18 protein-coding genes and 1 pseudogene are annotated in these 16841 nt (G+C 62.1%); 6 read left to right on the top strand and 13 right to left on the bottom strand.

Translation table 11 applies throughout. The features are described from left to right. The first annotated feature begins 142 nt into the window (after nucleotides 1-142). Entirely contained in the window at nucleotides 143-574 is a 432-nt protein-coding gene (locus VB716_RS17400) for a zinc-ribbon domain-containing protein (RefSeq protein ID WP_416238070.1), read from the top strand. A 228-nt stretch (nucleotides 575-802) separates the two neighbouring features. Here VB716_RS17400 and VB716_RS01665 read toward each other — a convergent pair whose 3' ends face one another. Next, the gene (locus VB716_RS01665; RefSeq protein ID WP_323269561.1) at nucleotides 803-2260 is read right to left on the bottom strand and encodes a sulfatase; all 1458 of its coding nucleotides are present in this window, start codon (nucleotides 2258-2260) and stop codon (nucleotides 803-805) included. A gap of 258 nt (nucleotides 2261-2518) precedes the next feature. Beyond that, nucleotides 2519-3013 (bottom strand): transposase, encoded by a 495-nt coding sequence (locus tag VB716_RS01660; RefSeq protein ID WP_323269560.1) that lies wholly within the window; start codon nucleotides 3011-3013, stop codon nucleotides 2519-2521. 32 nt (nucleotides 3014-3045) lie between these two features. On the opposite strand from VB716_RS01660, the gene VB716_RS01655 reads away from it, so the two are divergent. Both VB716_RS01655 and VB716_RS01650 read left to right on the top strand, forming a co-directional pair. Continuing rightward, nucleotides 3046-4188 (top strand): IS5 family transposase, encoded by a 1143-nt coding sequence (locus VB716_RS01655; RefSeq protein WP_323269558.1) that lies wholly within the window; start codon nucleotides 3046-3048, stop codon nucleotides 4186-4188. A gap of 459 nt (nucleotides 4189-4647) precedes the next feature. Then, nucleotides 4648-5255: pseudogene (locus VB716_RS01650) on the top strand (transposase); the annotation flags it as partial. A 369-nt stretch (nucleotides 5256-5624) separates the two neighbouring features. Here the strand turns inward: VB716_RS01650 and VB716_RS01645 are convergent. Both VB716_RS01645 and VB716_RS01640 read right to left on the bottom strand, forming a co-directional pair. After that, nucleotides 5625-6422 carry a sulfotransferase gene (locus VB716_RS01645; protein ID WP_323269556.1) on the bottom strand — a complete coding sequence of 266 codons (798 nt, stop codon included), beginning with the start codon at nucleotides 6420-6422 and terminating at the stop codon, nucleotides 5625-5627. 275 nt (nucleotides 6423-6697) lie between these two features. After that, complete coding sequence (locus VB716_RS01640) at nucleotides 6698-7192, bottom strand: tyrosine-type recombinase/integrase (protein ID WP_323269555.1); 495 nt, start codon at nucleotides 7190-7192, stop codon at nucleotides 6698-6700. Nucleotides 7193-7426: 234 nt separating this feature from the next. On the opposite strand from VB716_RS01640, the gene VB716_RS01635 reads away from it, so the two are divergent. Further along, a complete protein-coding gene (locus VB716_RS01635; RefSeq protein ID WP_323269554.1) occupies nucleotides 7427-8629 on the top strand; it encodes a histidinol-phosphate transaminase in 1203 nt (400 codons plus the stop codon). Here VB716_RS01635 and VB716_RS01630 read toward each other — a convergent pair. From VB716_RS01630 to VB716_RS01600, 7 genes are all read right to left on the bottom strand, one after another. After that, nucleotides 8613-9371, bottom strand: a complete 759-nt coding sequence (locus VB716_RS01630) for an MBL fold metallo-hydrolase (protein WP_323269553.1) — start codon at nucleotides 9369-9371, stop codon at nucleotides 8613-8615. The two genes, VB716_RS01635 and VB716_RS01630, sit on opposite strands and share 17 nt — an antisense overlap. 83 nt (nucleotides 9372-9454) lie before the next feature. Beyond that, a complete protein-coding gene (locus VB716_RS01625) occupies nucleotides 9455-10078 on the bottom strand; it encodes an anthranilate synthase component II (protein WP_197158548.1) in 624 nt (207 codons plus the stop codon). Nucleotides 10079-10167: 89 nt separating this feature from the next. Further along, nucleotides 10168-10590: a diacylglycerol kinase family protein gene (locus VB716_RS01620; protein ID WP_197159046.1), complete on the bottom strand. Its 423-nt coding sequence runs from the start codon at nucleotides 10588-10590 to the stop codon at nucleotides 10168-10170. 92 nt (nucleotides 10591-10682) lie between these two features. Further along, nucleotides 10683-11273, bottom strand: coding sequence for an rRNA maturation RNase YbeY (gene ybeY / locus VB716_RS01615; protein WP_323246632.1), 591 nt, complete (start codon nucleotides 11271-11273; stop codon nucleotides 10683-10685). A 4-nt stretch (nucleotides 11274-11277) separates the two neighbouring features. After that, nucleotides 11278-11460, bottom strand: a complete 183-nt coding sequence (locus VB716_RS01610) for a DUF3285 domain-containing protein (RefSeq protein WP_197158546.1) — start codon at nucleotides 11458-11460, stop codon at nucleotides 11278-11280. A gap of 118 nt (nucleotides 11461-11578) precedes the next feature. Further along, a protein-coding gene (prfB, locus tag VB716_RS01605; protein WP_197159045.1) for a peptide chain release factor 2 occupies nucleotides 11579-12704 on the bottom strand; the annotation gives its coding sequence in 2 pieces (ribosomal slippage) (nucleotides 11579-12628 and nucleotides 12630-12704; 1125 coding nt in all). A gap of 30 nt (nucleotides 12705-12734) precedes the next feature. Further along, nucleotides 12735-14138, bottom strand: coding sequence for an alpha/beta hydrolase (locus tag VB716_RS01600; protein ID WP_322758232.1), 1404 nt, complete (start codon nucleotides 14136-14138; stop codon nucleotides 12735-12737). Between the two features lie 85 nt (nucleotides 14139-14223). Here VB716_RS01600 and grxC point away from each other — a divergent pair, with 85 nt between their 5' ends. After that, nucleotides 14224-14484 (top strand): glutaredoxin 3, encoded by a 261-nt coding sequence (gene grxC, locus VB716_RS01595; RefSeq protein ID WP_197158544.1) that lies wholly within the window; start codon nucleotides 14224-14226, stop codon nucleotides 14482-14484. A gap of 2 nt (nucleotides 14485-14486) precedes the next feature. Further along, nucleotides 14487-15503 carry a glutathione synthase gene (gene gshB, locus VB716_RS01590; protein ID WP_323269552.1) on the top strand — a complete coding sequence of 339 codons (1017 nt, stop codon included), beginning with the start codon at nucleotides 14487-14489 and terminating at the stop codon, nucleotides 15501-15503. A 34-nt stretch (nucleotides 15504-15537) separates the two neighbouring features. Here the strand turns inward: gshB and VB716_RS01585 are convergent, their stop codons facing one another. Beyond that, entirely contained in the window at nucleotides 15538-16404 is an 867-nt protein-coding gene (locus VB716_RS01585) for an ion transporter (protein ID WP_323269551.1), read from the bottom strand. Nucleotides 16405-16454: 50 nt separating this feature from the next. Further along, nucleotides 16455-16841: chorismate-binding protein (locus VB716_RS01580; RefSeq protein ID WP_323269550.1), on the bottom strand; the 387-nt coding region annotated here is incomplete at its 5' end.

Genomic DNA, 16841 nt, shown 5'->3' with positions numbered 1-16841 from the left:
CCTCCGGTACATATGGAGCGATCAGGAGTAAAGGCAATCACGGATTGCCTGATTCACGGCTACTTTAGCGGTTTCTCATGCTTGAGACCAGCTGCGGCGCAATGGATCTGGATTTTTCAGGAGTCCCGACCTAGCTTCACAATTGCCTCAGATTGCATCGCAGGCGCATGGATGGGATCCTACAACGGTCACAGTTAATTCAACTAAGTTACTTCAGTGGATTTGCGATAAGGGTCATATCTGGTCAGCAAGTGTTGCAAATAGAACGCCTCCAACTTCAAGCGGCTACCCAGTCTGTTCTGAGCACGGTTTTAACCCTGATAAACAGGCCTGGCTCTACATATTAAAACGTGAACATGAGCAGCAGATTGGAATTACAAACTTCATGGAGGATAGACTATCTACGCATGGGAAAGCAGGCTGGAGAGAGGTTGCTATAATTGGGCCGCGTGCTGGACAAAAGATTTTGAGCCTTGAAAGATCTTTTAAACAGTATCTAAGAATCAATAATCTTCTTGTGCCTGGAACACATGAGAACTGGTATACTAGCTTCTTTCATGTGACTTCAATATAAGATTTAGCGGTTAAATGCGCAATTGCAATTCCATTTCCATAGAGATAAGCAACGGCAAATCATAAAGCTGTTCATGGCCCGACCAGTCTTGCAATCCTGCAGACAACTGAAACAGGCATTGTATCATCATTTTAAGCGTGCAGGCATGTCCTACCCACGACTAAGGCTAACGTTTGCGTTCACGCGCCCGGTTAACCGCGTCGCTGTGCAACGCTTTGTTCGCCATATCTATGATTCACCACCCAATTCCAGGGCGCTCTGCGTCATGAGTTGATCCAGCACTGCCTGTGAATTCCGGTTGCGGAATGCTGTGAGTGCAGGATCTTCCGTTCGCTCCATCCAGTCCGCCATTTGTTCCTGCATAGACTCGATTTCCGAGGCATACTTCGGATCGTCGATCAGGTTGTAGAGAGCGTCAGGATCGTTCACAAAGTCGTAGAATTCCTCTGGAACGCGGTACAAGAACAGTTCTACGCGGTTGGCTACGTCCGGATCACCCTCCGCTGCTTTGCGCATTGCCTGCATGGTTCGTCCTGCTTGGGATTCGTTCTTGAAAACGCGCGTGCCGTTTGACCAAGGATTGAAGATGTATCCGAAACGATGATTTTGGACACAGCGCATAGGGTAGTTGCGCCGCCCGGCCGTCTGGTGGAATTGTGTGAACACCAACTTTCGATCATTCTGTTTCTTTCCGTGCAGCAGGGGCAGAAAGGAACAGCCATCCATATCTGCGGGCGCACCTATGCCTGCAGCATCCAGAAGAGTGGGCATCAGGTCGATGCCTGAGATGAAATGCTTCGTGTCACGTAAGCCTGGTCGGATCGTTCCGGGCCACCTCATCATCCAAGGGGTACGAGTGCTGTTCAAGTAGCAGTTTGTCTTGGCAAACGGGAAAGCCATGCCGTTATCCGAAAGGAAGATTACGATTGTGTTGTCCTGAAAACCGGCGTTGCGCAAACTTTCCAGGACAGCGCCGACGGTATCGTCGCAGCGCCGAACCGAGTTGTAGTATTCCGAGATTTCGAGTCTCACTTCGGGCAGATCAGCTAGGCAACCAGGCGTCTTTACTTCGTCGGGGGTGAACGTGCGGGACGGAACCTCCGCAACGGAACCGGCCGAACCCTCATACCATTCAGGTTTATCATTACCATAGAATGGACGATGGGGATCGTGGGAGTTTAGCATGAGAAAGAAGGGCTCTTCCGCCTGCTTCGCTTGGTTCAGGAATTCTGTTGTGTAATGCGTGTATCTTTCAGGGCTACGGCCGTACCCAAGCTCATCCATGTCCCGTGTCATATCCCACTCAAATTCTGCATACGGTGTGGAATGGACCACCTTGCCTAGAATGCCGACACGATATCCACCATCGCGGAGTAGTTGGGGAAGAATTGGGACGTTGGGTGTCCGAAGCCGGAAAAAGCCTTCGCCTCCGTTGCGATGGGGGTATCGACCTGTCATTAGCGCCGAACGACTGGGCTGGCAGACCGCAATGGTTACATGGGCATGTTCGAAACAGACCCCGTCAGCGGCCAGGGAATCAATATTGGGAGTCGTTCCCGGCACTGGGCACCCATACGCCCCGACGGCATCCCAGTTCATGTCATCTGCAGTGACCAGCAGTATGTTCGGTCTTTGTGGCATTGTTTTCTTCTGGCGAACGATTATGGATAGATCGTGCGCAGCCAAGATCTTATCCGAAGTTGAACAAGCCGGCAACTCCGGGGTTTGGGCCTACTGCAGAAACATCAGGCCATCCTTAATGCTGACTTCAGCTTTTGGCCTGGGTGAAATGGCCTACTGCCGATGCCTTGGGCTCATCAGTCTGCTTACCACAGAAGCATAGGGGCGCAGGCGGGTCAGCAGGTCAGCTCTGTTTTGGAACCAACCATCTTGGTGGTCACTGTCTGATCGCTACGGCGTATCTCCTTGGATTCTTTTGCTGATTCAACGCAACGGGGGTCTGAGCAGGCGAACCCGCACGGCTGCGATCTCCATCACTCCTCCGCACTGCGGACAGCGGATGGGAGGCTTGGGCTCTGGCTGCCATGGTTCTGGTAGCACCACCCTCAGCAGCAGTTGCACCGTCTGCAGCAGCCCCTTGCGATTGCCATGCAGCAGGCCATAGTCACGGGCACGCCGGAACCGCTTGGGCAGCACATGACGCAGCAGCATCCACAGGAACTCTGCCCCTGTGACGCTCTGGATCATCTCCTTGCCTGTGTTGTCCCGCGTGCGAAACGTGACCATGCCATCTCGATCCGAGAGGATGTTCTTCTCGCTCAGCACTCCACGGTAGAGATAACGACCCAGGATGACAAGTGCCTTCTCGCCCTGGCCAATAGACTTGCAGTGAACAACCCAGTCCCTCGGGATTGGTGCGTTCACTCTCAAGCCCACTCGCCGCATCCCCTCTAAGAGTTTGCTGAAAAACCCGGCCATCTCCGCGAGAATGGGCCAGCTGCCCAGCCCAGATGCGAGGTCAACGGGAGCGCAGCGGCTCCCTGTTCTCCTACGTGTCGATTGAGGATCGGATCCCGGCCGGCCATCCGCTGCGGCGGATCCGCAAACTCGCTGAACAGGCCCTCGATCGCCTCAATCCCACCTTCTGCAAGCTCTACGCCGCAGAAGGCCGGCCATCAGTGCCACCGGAGCAGCTGCTGCTGGCCTCGTTGCTGCAGGCGTTCTACGGCATCCGCTCCGAGCGGCTGTTGCTGGAGCAGCTCCGCTACAACCTGCTGTTCCGCTGGTTTGTGGGCCTGAGCCCGGATGATCCGATCTGGCATCCCACCACATTCACAAAAAACCGGGAGCGGCTGCTGAACGAGCAGGTGATGGGGAAGTTCCTGGAGAAGCTGATGGGTGCTCCGGAGGTCAAGCCGCTGCTCAGTGACGAGCACTTCTCGGTGGATGGCACCTTGCTGCAGGCCTGGGCCTCCCATGCCTCACTGGAGCGGATCGATGGGCAGGACGATCCGCCGCCACCGCCGTCAGGCCCGGGCGAGGGTTTTGGCGCTCCAAAGCCCGGCAAGAAGCGGGCGAAAGGCGATTTCCGAGGCATCAAGCTCAGCAACAAGACCCACCGCTCCGGCAGTGATCCCGACGCCTTGCTGGCCCGGAAATCCAACGCCCACCCGGCTCAACCGAGCTACCGGGGTCATGTGCTCATGGACAACCGCCATGCCCTGATCGTCGATTGCAAGGTCACGCAAGCCACGGGCACCGGGGAGCGGGATGCCGCCAAAGCCATGGCCATGGCCGCGGATCGTCCCGGTGCCCACCAGAAAACCATCGGTGCCGACAAGCACTACGACACCAGGGGCTTTGTCGCCGAGATGCGCCGCATCGGCGTGACGCCGCACGTGGTGCAGAACACCGCCCGATCTGGTGGTTCCGCCATCGATGGCCGCACCACCCGCCACGTGGGCTACGCCAAGTCGATCCATGCCCGCCGCGGCATCGAGAAGGTGTTTGGCTGGATCAAACAGTGGGGAGGTCTGCGCCAGTTCAAGCTGCGCGGCACCGAGAAGGTGAGTGCGGTGTTCGGCCTGAATGTGATCGCCTACAACCTGATCCGCCTGGGCAACCTGCTCAAACCGGCGATGGCGGCGGCGTGAACAGGTGGTTGCCCAGAAGTGTGCCCAGACGGCAGTGATCAGGGAGCCCCAAAGGGGCAAAACACACCAAAAGGGGAGCTCTGAGCCGCTGAAACTCTGAAAACCAGACCGAAATGAGCTGCACCAGCTCTCAGGAGGAAAAACGCGGATTCTCAGGCGGTTTTTCCGCAAACTCTTAGGTGATCGGGAGGGCATCAGGCAGGATTCGCGCACTAAAATCAGCAAATTCCGAATCGGGATCGGCCGACTAACTCATTGGTCAGTAGAGCCGTCGCCAGGGCAGGGAGCGCAATTCGAATCCCAGGCCACGTTTGCTTTCGGGGTCAGGCCTCCAAAGATGTCATCGGCCATGGCCCGATGTCCTCATGACCAGAGTGGCAAGGGCGCTCTGGCTTGGCCGTGGGTGTTTCGGGCGCGAGGGCGTACGCGCGTACTGGTTCGTTTGCTGACACTGGGGGGTATCAGAAACTCTTGGTGGTCAGCGAGCTGGTTCGCCAGCAGAAGATTCTCTACCACTCAGACAGCAGAAGCATCCCCAATCGGATCGTGAGCATCTTCCAAGCTCACATCAGGCCCATAGTTCATGGCAAAGTCAGATGTAATGTCGAATTCGGAGTCAAGATCTCAATTTCCAGTTACGGGTGATGGATTCACCTACCTAGATCGCCTGAGCTACGACCCCTACAACGAAGGAGAAGATCTAAAGGCTCAAGCAAGAGCCTATCGCCATCGTCATGGTCATTATCCAGAAGTGATCTGTGCCGATCAGATCTATCGGACTCGAGCGAACCGCGCTTTCTGTCAGCGTCATGGGATTCGCCTGAGTGGACCTCGCCTTGGTCGGCCCAAGAGCGATCCTGAGCTTGTGGCAGAAGAGAAGAGACAGTGTCTTGATGATCAACGGCAACGTAACGCGGTAGAAGGCAAAATCGGACAGGGGAAGCGGCGATTTGGATTGGGTTTGATTCGTGAGAAGCTCGCTGCCACCCAAGGATCAGCCATTGCATTGGCTGTACTGGTGATGAACCTCGAGAAGCTGCTGGAGCTTCTTTTTGTCCTTTTTGCCTTCTTGTTTCAGCTACTGATCGGCACTGAATCCATCCGAAGAGGCGAGGAGCGACTCCTGAGCAATCAATCGGCTGCAGCCTGAGCAACACTCAGAGGTCAGCCGGGCCTCCCCATATTGTTGCCCTGGGGGTGGTTCTTACTTTCTCAGGAGGCCCTACTTCGTCATCCCATTCGAAGCCATCGAAGGAGCCATCTATATGTGCGATGAAACCATCCAAGGTTGATGCAACATAGTAAACAAGTTCAGGCATATGGTTTCTTAGGAATCTGGGTGCGGGGCACAACGCTTCGCTTCACCGGCAGCAAAAAGCATAGCGAGAAACGAACGGCACTTTTGCTGCCAAAGTGCATACGATTGCTATATTCTTTCATCGCAATAATTGATATCCAAAATATTCGAGTAACTCAGTATTTGATTTAAGCAATTCGCTGATATGCTCTATTTCCCCATTTACCAACTTGGAAATCTGCCGCTCATTTTGGTTTGATACAGGTTGACTGTCATAGTCTTTTACCTTTACATTGGCATCTGGATCAATAGATTCGGATACACCTTTTGGCGTATTTAGCATATTAATTACTGATGATGGATTGCGGCAAAAATCTTCGTACGTCAGAAGTGGAGCGTTAAGAGTAGATATTAACTCCTTGATCTTATAACTTCTCATTATCCAATCTTCTGCAATAGAACTTAATACTTCTTTCCTCTTGTCAGAACTCAAGTTGTCCGCGTCGTGATTACGATATAGCCTACTCGCGCAATTAGCATATGGATCTCGGTTATTCGCTAGAAACGAATGATCACGAAACTGTGATGAGAGTTGTTTCATTCTCATCATATTTGGTGGACTTTTTTCAATTACTACATCAACATTTTGAGTCAACCGCCTCACTTGCTGATACGCGTTAAGCCAAGTCGCTTTTACTGATAGATAATTCACGTCCTTCTCAGGATTCCATCTATCATTCTCGCACAATCCTGGCAATAGCCACTGTCCTTCCCCTGTTGGCTGCAAGATCATTGTTCTATGGCTTGTATTTATAATCTCTGCTAGTGCCGTTGACCCTGAATATGGTGGTGTGATTATGAATAAAAAATGAGGCTGGTCATTGTTATCAAATTTCGGCGAGGGCCATCTGTCTTGATTCTTGCCAAAAGAACTCATCTGCACTCCCTTTGAATATAACGCTAATTGGATGGATTCCGTAAACCGCTGCATGGCTCGCGTCGTCTTCTGTGAACTATCTTGACTGAGGCTATCCTACCTCAGCAACCGCAGGGGCTCTTAGGCGATCGTGTTCATAATCAACAGTGGTTACCGGACCCGATAACCACTTGTAGCGATAGCTACGATTGATCGGCAGAGCTGATGACGCCCATCGGGCCGCGTTTGAGAAGGTGCGTATAGATCATCGTGGTGTTCAGATCCGAGTAGCCCATTCATTCCTGAATGGTTCGGATGTCTTGTCCGCGCTCCCGCAGGTGAGTCGCAAAGGGATGGCGGAATGTGGGGCAACCGACAGGTTTTGCAAGGCCAGCACGTACAACGGCTTGTTTCACTGCCTTTTGGATCACACGTGGATCCAGGTGGTGGCGTCCTTCTTTTCCTGTTGGTTGGTCTTTCCAGCGTTTGTGCTGCGGGAATACCCATGGCCAGCCCCATTGTCGTTCAGCATTGCGGTACTTTCGAGCCAAGGCGTACGGCAGCATGCCCCCCCCCCAGCCTTGAGCAAGATCCGCTCGATGGATCTGCCGCACATCCTCCAGATGCTCCCGCAGTTGATCGCCCAGGCGATTCGGGAGCAAGGTGCGGCGATCCTTGCCGCCCTTGCCGTCACGCACCGTGAGCTCATGTCGGTCGAAATCCAGATCCTGCACCCGTAGCCGCAGGGCCTCAATCAACCGAAGCCCGCTGGCATAGAGCAATTCCGCCACCACCGGCAGCCGCCTCAGAGCCCGCACGACCCCCTCCAAGTCCAGGTCCCGCTCCAGCAGCTCGCGGTAGAGAAACAACAGAGCCGCCAGCGCCTGGTTCCTGGGTGGAGGCGCTCACCTGCAGATCGACCGCCAGATGGCTGAGGAACGCCTTCACCTCAGCGCTGCCCATCTCTCGCGGTAGCGCTGGACCAGGCCTCCCTACGCTGCCGTTGATCGTCGCCCCGTTCCGCCTTGCCCGCCAGCCTGCCTCCAGGACCCAAGGCCCGGCCCGAGGTGGAGTCGCTGCAGTCCTACAGCGCCCCCCTGGAGGGCAGGCGCGGCCTGCTGCGGCTCGATTTCAACGAGAACACCGTGGGGCCCAGCCCCCGGGTGGTGGAGGCGATTCGCGCCATCCCGGCCGACCACTACGCCATCTACCCGGAATACGACGGCCTGCGCGAGGCGGTGGTAGCCAACCTCAGTGCCACAGCCCCAGGGCTGGTCCGGTCACTCGCCCCTGAGCAGGTTGGCCTGTTCAACGGCGTGGATGCCGCGATCCACGCCCTGTTCCAGGCCTATGGCGCGGCAGGAGACCGGCTGCTCACCACCAGCCCCACCTTCGGCTACTACAACCCCTGCGCCCGGATGCAGGGCATGGCGATCGAGGCGATTCCCTACGAGGAGCCGTCGTTCACGTTCCCGCTGGCCGCGATCCAGGCCGCGCTTCAGCCACCGGCGGCAAGCGATGCGGGTGGCGATGCAGATGGCGATGAAGCCCAGGCGAGCTGGACGCCACCTCGCATCCTGTTGCTCTGCAACCCCAACAACCCCACCGGCACCCGGCTGGCACCGAAGCGGATCCTGGAGCTGGCGGCGCTGGCACCCCACACCCTGGTGGTGGTGGATGAGCTCTATGAGGCCTTCACCGGCGACAGCGTGCTGCCGCTCCTGCTGCAGGCCAGCGGCGCCGCTGATCCGTTTGCGGCCTATCCGAACCTCCTGGTGCTGCGCTCCCTGGCCAAGACGGCCGGCCTGGCGGGGCTGCGCATCGGTTTCGCGATCGGGCCAGCAGCCGTGGTGGACCGGGTGAGCCGGGTCACCGGCCCCTACGACATCAACAGCTTTGCCGTGACTGCCGCCCATGCCGCCCTGGCTGACCAGCCCTATGTGGAGGCCTATGTGGCGGAGGTGCTGCGGGCCCGGGACTGGCTGGTGCAACGCCTGCGGGAGGCCGGTGTGCGCCACCACGTGGACGGGGGCAACTATCTGCTGCTCTGGCCCCAGGGGGATCCGGCTGAGGTGGAGGCCGAGTTGCGGCGAGCCGGCATTCTGGTGCGCTCGATGGCGGGCAAACCCCTGATCGATGGCTCCCTGCGGGTGAGCCTTGGAACGCTGGACCAGATGGAGTGCTTCTGGGCGGCCTATGCCGCCATCGAGCTCAGCGCATCACCATGATCTCGGTGCCCTCACTCAGCTTGCCCGGCAGGGTCACACTGCTGCCCACCCGCTTCACCGGGGTCCCGGCCATGGCCTGCAGAAAGGGCTCGACGCTGCCCTGGTCGCAATCCGGATTCTCCTTGCCGCTGTTGTGCTGAACGGGGATAACCCTGCGAGGCTTCAGTTCCCGCACAACCTCCGCCGCCTCGGCACCGGTATAGACCTTCGCGCCACCGCCGACCCCGATGATCAGCACATCCGGCGTGCCAAGCAGCACCCGATCGGCCGGGGCCAGCCTGGCGGCGGTACCGCCCAGGTGGGCGAAGGTGAGTCCACCCTGCTGCCAGCGCCACAGGGTGGACTGCCCGAAGCGGCGGCCCCCGACCCGGTCATGGGGTGCGGCGATCCCCTCGATCTGCAGGCCCGCGACGCGATAGGAACCCGGAGTCACCAGCATGCGGCCGCTGGCCACCGGGGCTCCTTCATCCAGCAGGCGACTGCTGGCCAGGATCACATCGGCACCCACCCGCGGCTCGCTCAGGCCCGCGGCACAACCCACGGCCTTGAACGGATTCACCAGCACGGTGGCGCCGCCGCCACGGATCAACAGGGCGCTGTGGCCATAGCTGGTGATGGTTACCCCGCCTGCAGCCAGCGCAGCCGGGGTGAGGGCCGCTCCTGCCAGGGTGGTTCCCGCCAGCACGCTGGTGGCCGTGAGCGTCGCCAGGGGGCGGAATCGGCGGAAACCGGCAACAGCCATGGGATGGGGGAGGCGGCCCCAAGGGCCCTTGCGTGGCGCGAAACTAGCAGCGATGGGGCGCCAGAACAGTTTGGCCGGGCTGCTCAGCGACTGGCCTGGCGCTGGTTGCTCGGATGCAGGCTCGCCTGCCGCAGAAAGTTGGCCAGCAGCGCATGGCCGTTCTGGGTGAGCACGCTTTCGGGGTGGAACTGCACCCCCTCGATATGGGGATGGTCACGGTGCCGCAGGCCCATGATCGTGCCGTCGTCGAGCCAGGCCGTGATCTCCAGGCACTCCGGCAGGCTGGCGCGCTCGGCGATCAGGCTGTGATACCGCGTGGCGGTGAGGGGATCAGGCAGGCCGGCGAACACCCCTTCGCCGCCATGGCGCACCGGAGAGGTCTTGCCGTGCATCAGCTCCGCCGCCCGCACCACTCGCCCTCCATACACCTGGGCAATGGCCTGGTGGCCCAGGCACACCCCCAGGGTGGGCACGGTGGGGCTGAGCTGCCGCAACACCTCCAGGCACACACCCGACTGATCTGGATCGCCTGGGCCGGGGGAGATCAGAATCGCGGCGGGGGCGAGTTCCCGGATCTGCTCCAGGCTGAGGGCATCGTTGCGTTCCACCCGCAGCTCAGCAGCCAGGGGATGGTCCGTCGCCAGCTCGCCCAGATACTGCACCAGGTTGAACGTGAAGCTGTCGTAGTTGTCGAGGACCAGCAGCATGGGAGCCTTCGGGCGCCGGCAGGCGCCGCATCGATTGCCCCATTCAACGTTGCCGCCTCAGCAGCGGGATGGCTTGGCAGGGCGCAGCCTCAGAGGCCCAGCCGCAGCATCAGCGGCGGCAGCAGCAACAGGCCCGCCACCAGCAGCGAGGCCAGGGCCGCCACCAGCACAGCGGCGGCGGCGCAGTCTTTGGCGATCTTGGCCAGGGGGTGGAAGGATCGCCCGATCGCCAGGTCGACCACGGCTTCGGTGGCGGTGTTGAGCAGCTCCAGCACCAGCACCGTCGCCACCGTGAGCACCAGCACCGCGAGCCGGTCGGCGCTCAGCCCGAGCCAGAGGCCCAGGGAGAACACCACCACCCCCGTGCCCACATGGATGCGGAAGTTGCGCTGGCTGCGGAAGCCATAGATCACGCCCTGCGCTGCGTAGCGAAAGCTGGAGGGCAGATCCCCTGCCACGGTCCAGGCACCCAGTCGGGGTTTGCGGCTGCGGGAAGTCCCTTGCGTGCTCATCGCCAGGCCGCTGGGCTCATGCAGCGTGAGGATGGGGGGCTCGTGCGGAACCTGCATGGCATCGGTACCGGCAACGCGTCTCTTGGCGCACCCTACCGCCGGTTTTCGGCCTGACCAGTCCTGATCAAACGCTCCTGCAGGGCCAGCATGGCCGCGAGGCTGGGCTCATCGGGATGGTCCCAGCCGAGCAGGTGAAGCAGGCCATGGCTGGCCAGGAACAGCAGCTCATCCTCAAGCGTGTTGCCAGCATCTCCGGCCTGGCGAGCGGCGGTTTCCAGCGAGATCACGATGTCGCCCAGCTCCAGGGCCTCCAGCTCCATCCCAGCCGCCATCGGCAGATCGGGGAACTGTTCGCCTTCAGCGGTCTCCTGGGCGGCGAAGGCGAGCACGTCCGTGGCGCCATTTTTCTGCCGCCAGGAGGCGTTGAGTTCGGCGATTGCGGCATCGCTGCAGAGGCTGAGGCCAAGGCTGTAGGCCGTTGCCTGCAATGTGCCGGGCAGCTCCGGCCTCAGCTCCGCCAGCCAGCGCCCCAGGTGCTCGCTCCAGGGTTCCAGCCCCGCCACGACATCGGCCAGGGGCGCTGCCGCTGCCAGCAGAGCGGCTTCAAGGCTGTCGTCCGCCTGGAAGGCCAGGTCAAGGTCGATCTCGTTGGGGTCGATCTCGATGGTGGAGTCGGCGGGCATGGCGTCAGCCCGTGGGGGGCAGGGTGGGCCGGCCCAGCCAGGCGATCAGCACCAGAAATCCGCACAGGCCCAGGGCGGTGAGGCCGAAATGCACCAGGCTCTGGCGTCCCTTGCGCACCATGTTGCGCATGGCCAGTTTCACGAAACTGGCCGGTGGCGCCTGCGGGTCTGGTGAAGAATCCGGCATCAAGGAAAAGAGACGGGAGAGCGTTCGTTTGCGCCTGTTCAGTGTCGGCGTTTCAGACGCCGATCGTGAGCCCGGAGGTTCAGTCGGTTGCTTCAGTCCTGCGCATCGGTCCGGCGCCTCAGTCCGGCGCTTCGGTGGCCATCTCCACCCCCTGGTGCAGCAGGCTCTCGATGAAGGGGTCCAGGTCACCATCCATCACGCCCTGCACGTCGGTGGTTTCGTGCTGGGTGCGCAGATCCTTCACCATCTGGTAAGGGTGGAACACGTAGTTCCGGATCTGATTACCCCAGGCCGCTTCCACGATGTCGCCACGGATGTCGGCGATTTCGGAGGCCCGCTGCTCCTGGGCGATCACCAGCAGCTTGGCCATCAGCAGCGCCATCGCCTTCTCCTTGTTCTGCAGCTGGGAACGTTCCTGGGTGCAGCGCACGAACAGGCCGGTGGGGATGTGCAGGATCCGCACGGCCGTCTCCACCTTGTTGACGTTCTGGCCACCGGCACCGCCCGAACGGGAGGTGGTGATCTCCAGGTCCTTGTCGGGGATGTCGAGTTTCACCTCCTCATCCAGCTTCGGCATCACCTCCACACCAGCGAAGCTGGTCTGGCGCTTGTCGTTGGCGTTGAACGGCGAGATCCGCACCAGCCGGTGGGTGCCCTTTTCATTGCGCAGGTAGCCGTAGGCGTAGCGGCCCTCGATCTCGATCGTGCAGCTCTTGATCCCCGCCTCCTCCCCTTCCGAGAGTTCGTCCACGGTCACCTTCATGCCGTGGTCTTCAGCCCAGCGCGTGTACATGCGCATCAGCATCAGGGCCCAGTCCTGGGCGTCGGTGCCGCCGGCACCGGCATTGATCGAAATCACGGCGCCCTCCTTGTCGTAGGTGCCGGAGAGCAGCCGCTCCAGCTCCCAGCGGTCCAGATCGGAACGCAGGGTGGCGAGGCCGCTGCTGGCCTCCTCCAGCAGGTCATCGTCGGGCTCCAGCCCGTACAGCTCCAGGGTGGCTTCGGCGTCGTCCACGGCGCCGCGCCAGCGGGCCAGCTGCTCGAGCTGGCTCTTCACATCGTCGAGCAGGCGCATCTGGCGGCGCGCCTCCTGCTGGTCATCCCAGAAATCGGGCTGGGAGGCCAGCTGCTCGAGGTCGCGCTGGCGGGCTTTCAGGGCCGGTACGTCAAAGACAGTCCTGGGCATTGCCCAGGCGGTCGGTGAGCTCGGACAGATCGCGTTTGAAGTCGGTGAGGTCGAGCACCGTGGAGGGAGGTCGCATGGGGCGACCGTATCAGCGCAGTTGCTCGTCGAGCCAGTCGAAGACGATCTCCTCCGCCACCTGGGCACCCACCGGCTGGTCGTGCAGGGAGGCCCCTTCGGCCGCCGTGAGACGCACCAGCCGCTTCTGGCTCGGAGGCAGGGCGGTCAACAGGGCAAAGGCCTGCTCCGACTGGTCGGCAAAGGCCCAGTCCCCCTGGTTGGCCAGCACCAGGCTGGGAATCCGGATGCGCTGCCAGTCGCTGCGGAAATCGAAGGGCAACATCGCTTCGAGCAGGCCGTAGTAATCGGAGGGCGGCTGGCCCGCCCTGGCCTCCAGCAGCACCTGGCGGCTGAAGATCTCGCCCCGCTTGTGAATCTGGAACCGCTCGGTCGGGCTCAGGGAGGGCCAGGCGGCCTGCAGGCCGGCATTCACCTGGCGGCACACCTGCTGCTGCTCGCGGCTCCCAGCCCCCTGGCTGCGTTGCACGGCGGCCATGCTGGTCTGATCACCCCAGAGGGGGGTAAAACTCCAGGCCGCCGGTTCGAACACCACCGCATCCAGCCCGCTGAGCGCAGCCGCGGCCCGGGCGCAGAGCATGCCGCCGAAGGAGATCCCGATCAGGGCCACCCGCCCCACGTCGCTGCGTTGACGCACGGCATCCAGCACCGGACCCACCACCTGGTCCCAGTCAGGGGTGAAGGGGATCTGCCGCTGGAACAGCAGCGACATCTGGCCGGGCCCCTCGAACAGGACAACGTTGTATCCCCGGGCCAGGGCAGCGGTGACGCCGAACTGCATCGTTTCGACGTTCTGCCCGTCGCTGCCCTCGCTGATCAGCACCGTGGGGCGCGCTCCGCTTCCGCCAGGGGCGGGGAAGAAGGTGACAGGAAGCTCTCCGAAGCGCGAGGCCACCACGAACCGTTCGACCCGGGGCTCCAGGAGGCGGATCGCCTGCAGCCAGCGGCGCTGGGCAGAGGCAAAGAGAGCCTCCTCTCGCGCGCCATCGCCGCTGCCGAGCACGAAGAACAGCTGCTGGGCGGCGCAGGTGGCGGCGCGGAACCAGCGGTGGCGGGAGGTGACGGGGTGCGCACTGGCCTGCTCGGCCAACTGTTCGAGCCGATCTCCGGCGCTACCGAAGGCCTCGACCAGGGCATCGAAGGCAGCCGTGGGTGGATCGGAAGGGTTGCCGCTGCGGGCACGGATCACCTGGGCGATCCGCAGCACTTCTCCCACCTCCGCCGTCTGGGAGCTGGCACCGCCGAGGGCGAACAGAACCTGGTCGTTGAAGACGGGCGCCGCCAGCAGCTGCAACGGCGTGACCGGCAATCCCGAAGACTCGCCTGCCGACGGCCTGGCCTGCGCCCTCCAGGGAACCGTGCCGGCCACTGCACTCGACGCCGCGACCAGCAACAGGTGGCGGCGTGTCCATGTCATGGCCCAGCCCTCAGCCCCCTGATCACCATGCCCAGCCGTGCCGCTATTCACTTCTAGGATCCACCCTTCCGCCTGAGTTGAGGAGATGGCCGCCAACGTTGAGATCTACACCTGGCGGTATTGCCCGTTCTGCATTCGCGCCAAGCAGCTGCTGGAGCGCAAGGGAGTGCCCTACACCGAGTACGGCATCGATGGCGACCATGCCGCCCGGGCGGCGATGAGCGAGCGGGCCGATGGGCGCACGAGCCTGCCCCAGATCTTCATTGATGGCCAGGGCATCGGGGGCTGCGATGAGTTGCATGCCCTCGATCACAAGGGCCAGCTCGATCCCCTCCTGGGCAGCTGACGGTGAGCGTCCTTCCGCCCCCCGGTTCCGCCTCCCAGCTGTTCCTGATCGATCCGATCGCCCGGCTCAATCCCGCCAAGGATTCGAGCGTGGCCCTGATGCAGGCGGCTCAACGGGCCGGCCAGGAGGTCTGGGTGGCCACCATCGCCGACCTGTCGGCCGCACCGCCAGTCAGCGGCGTTGACGACCGCGGCCATCGTGCCTGGGTGTGGGCCCAGCCGGTATGGCTGGAGCCGATGGTGGCCGATCCGACGGGCTGGCAGGTGCCCCAGCCCTGGTACCGGGCCGAGTCGCCACGCTTGCTGCCCCTCGAAGCGTTTCCCCGGGTCTGGATGCGCAAGGATCCGCCCGTGGACGAGGCCTACCTCTATGCCACCCATCTGCTGGAGCTGGCCGAGCGCCAGGGGGTGCGGGTGCTCAACCGGGCCGCCTCCCTGCGCGGCTGGAACGAGAAAGTCGGTTCCCTGCGCTTCAGCCACCTGATGGCGCCCTCGCTGGTGAGTGCCCGGGTGGAGCAGTTGGCCGCCTTTGCCGCCGAGCACGGCGATGTGGTGCTCAAGCCCCTGGGTGGCCGGGCCGGTCAGGGGGTGGTGCGCAGTGCGGCCTCAGCCCCCGGACTCACGGCCCTGCTGGAGCTGGTGACCCAGCAGGAACGGTTGCCGGTGATGGTGCAGGCCTTCCTGCCGGGGGTGACGGCCGGCGACAAGCGCATCCTGCTGGTGGACGGCGAACCGCTCGGGGCCGTGAACCGCAAGCCCCTGCCGGGTGAGTTCCGCAGCAACCTGGCGGTGGGTGGGGCGCCGGAGGTCACCGAGCTGACGGAGGCGGAGCGGCGGATCTGCGCCGAACTGGCCCCGGTGCTGCGGGCGGAGGGTCTGTTCTTCGTGGGGATCGATGTGATCGATGGCCGCCTCAGCGAAATCAACGTGACCAGCCCCACCGGTGTGCGGGAAGTCGAACGGCTGGCGGGGCAGCCGCTGGCGGATCTGACGATCGAGCGGTTGCTGGCACAGGGCTGAAGCAACCCCACCTGAACCACGCCGGCGCGCCCCCTCAGAGCCGGTTGCCGCACTGGCGGCAGAAGCGGGCATCGCCCTGGTGCCCCCCCTTGCCGCAGCTGGGGCAGCGCCGCACCGGCTCCTGGCGGCGGCGTGCCTGCTGAATCCCCACCGTGAGGATGCCGGTGGGCACCGCGATGATGCTGTAGCCCAGCAACATCACGATCGAGGCGACGAAGCGCCCCAGGGGGGTGACCGGCGCGACATCGCCATAGCCCACGGTGGTCACGGTGACCACGGCCCAGTAGATCCCGACCGGGATGCTGACGAAGCCGCCGGATTCGCCCTCGATCAGATACATCAGAGCTCCGATGATGACCACAAGGAGCACCATGGTCATCAGAAAGACGATGATCTTGCGCCGGCTGGCCACTATCGCCCGCCAGAGCAGCTCCGATTCCTGCAGATATTCGCCCAGCTTGAGGATCCTGAAAACCCGCAGCAGCCGCAGGATCCGTACCACCAGAAAGTATTTGGTTCCCGCCAGCATCAACCCCAGGAAACTGGGCAGGATCGCGATCAGATCCACCACGCCGAAGAAGCTGGTGGCATACCGCAGCGGCTGACTGGTGCACAACAGCCGCAGCACGTATTCGAGACCGAACAGCAATGTGAAGCCCCATTCCAGCCCCTCGAAGAGATGGGGATGGCTCAAGGCCACGCGGCTGTCGCTTTCCAGGATCACCGCCAACACGCTGGCGCTGATGGCGATCAGCAGCAACAGGTCAAAGGCCTTGCCCGCCGGCGTGTCCGCCTCGACAATCACCCGATGGAGGGTGGCGCGGCCAAAGTGCTGGCGCAGCAGCAGGCCACTGACCAGCAGACCGCTCAGCAGCAACAGCAGAACGAGCAGGGGGGCCATGGCCGGCTAGGGGCAGGAGCGGTGCAGAAACCCGAGGCAGCGCTCGTGCATCAATGCGGCATCGGAGCCAGCGGCAGATTGAGCTGCTGCTGCAGCACCCCCAGCTTGAGGGCGACCTCCTGCAGTTCCCGCTCCGCCACCGAGCCCTGCACCAACCCGGCGCCGGCGGTGAGTTCCAGCTCGCGGCCGCGCAGGGTGCCACTGCGGATCGCCACCCGCAGCTCGGCATCCCCCTCGCTGTCGATCCAGCCCAGGGGCGCGGCGTAAGTACCTCGCTCGAAGGGCTCGAGGCTGCGCAACCAGGCCATGGCCTCCCGCCGGGGCAGGCCGGCCACCGCCGGGGTGGGATGCAGGGCCGCGGCCAGGGCCAGGGGTTGCTGTTCCCCGAGGCTGGCGGTGATCGGGGTGTGCAGATGCACCAGCTGGCCGTGGCGGGC

The organism is Synechococcus sp. CCY9201 (genome assembly GCF_034931105.1).
Taxonomy (GTDB): domain Bacteria; phylum Cyanobacteriota; class Cyanobacteriia; order PCC-6307; family Cyanobiaceae; genus CBW1002.
The sequence above is the reverse complement of the archived record's forward strand: the minus strand, read 5'-3'. Positions and strand labels throughout refer to the sequence as shown.

Coding starts and splice junctions, on each gene's coding strand:
- VB716_RS01660 (WP_323269560.1), bottom strand. CDS start 3,013: ATGGCCGGGTTTTTCAGCAAACTCTTAGAGGGGATGCGGCGAGTGGGC.
- VB716_RS01655 (WP_323269558.1), top strand. CDS start 3,046: ATGCGAGGTCAACGGGAGCGCAGCGGCTCCCTGTTCTCCTACGTGTCG.
- VB716_RS01645 (WP_323269556.1), bottom strand. CDS start 6,422: ATGAGTTCTTTTGGCAAGAATCAAGACAGATGGCCCTCGCCGAAATTT.
- VB716_RS01630 (WP_323269553.1), bottom strand. CDS start 9,371: ATGGCTGTTGCCGGTTTCCGCCGATTCCGCCCCCTGGCGACGCTCACG.
- VB716_RS01625 (WP_197158548.1), bottom strand. CDS start 10,078: ATGCTGCTGGTCCTCGACAACTACGACAGCTTCACGTTCAACCTGGTG.
- VB716_RS01620 (WP_197159046.1), bottom strand. CDS start 10,590: ATGAGCACGCAAGGGACTTCCCGCAGCCGCAAACCCCGACTGGGTGCC.
- ybeY (WP_323246632.1), bottom strand. CDS start 11,273: ATGCCCGCCGACTCCACCATCGAGATCGACCCCAACGAGATCGACCTT.
- VB716_RS01610 (WP_197158546.1), bottom strand. CDS start 11,460: ATGCCGGATTCTTCACCAGACCCGCAGGCGCCACCGGCCAGTTTCGTG.
- VB716_RS01600 (WP_322758232.1), bottom strand. CDS start 14,138: ATGACATGGACACGCCGCCACCTGTTGCTGGTCGCGGCGTCGAGTGCA.
- grxC (WP_197158544.1), top strand. CDS start 14,224: ATGGCCGCCAACGTTGAGATCTACACCTGGCGGTATTGCCCGTTCTGC.
- VB716_RS01585 (WP_323269551.1), bottom strand. CDS start 16,404: ATGGCCCCCCTGCTCGTTCTGCTGTTGCTGCTGAGCGGTCTGCTGGTC.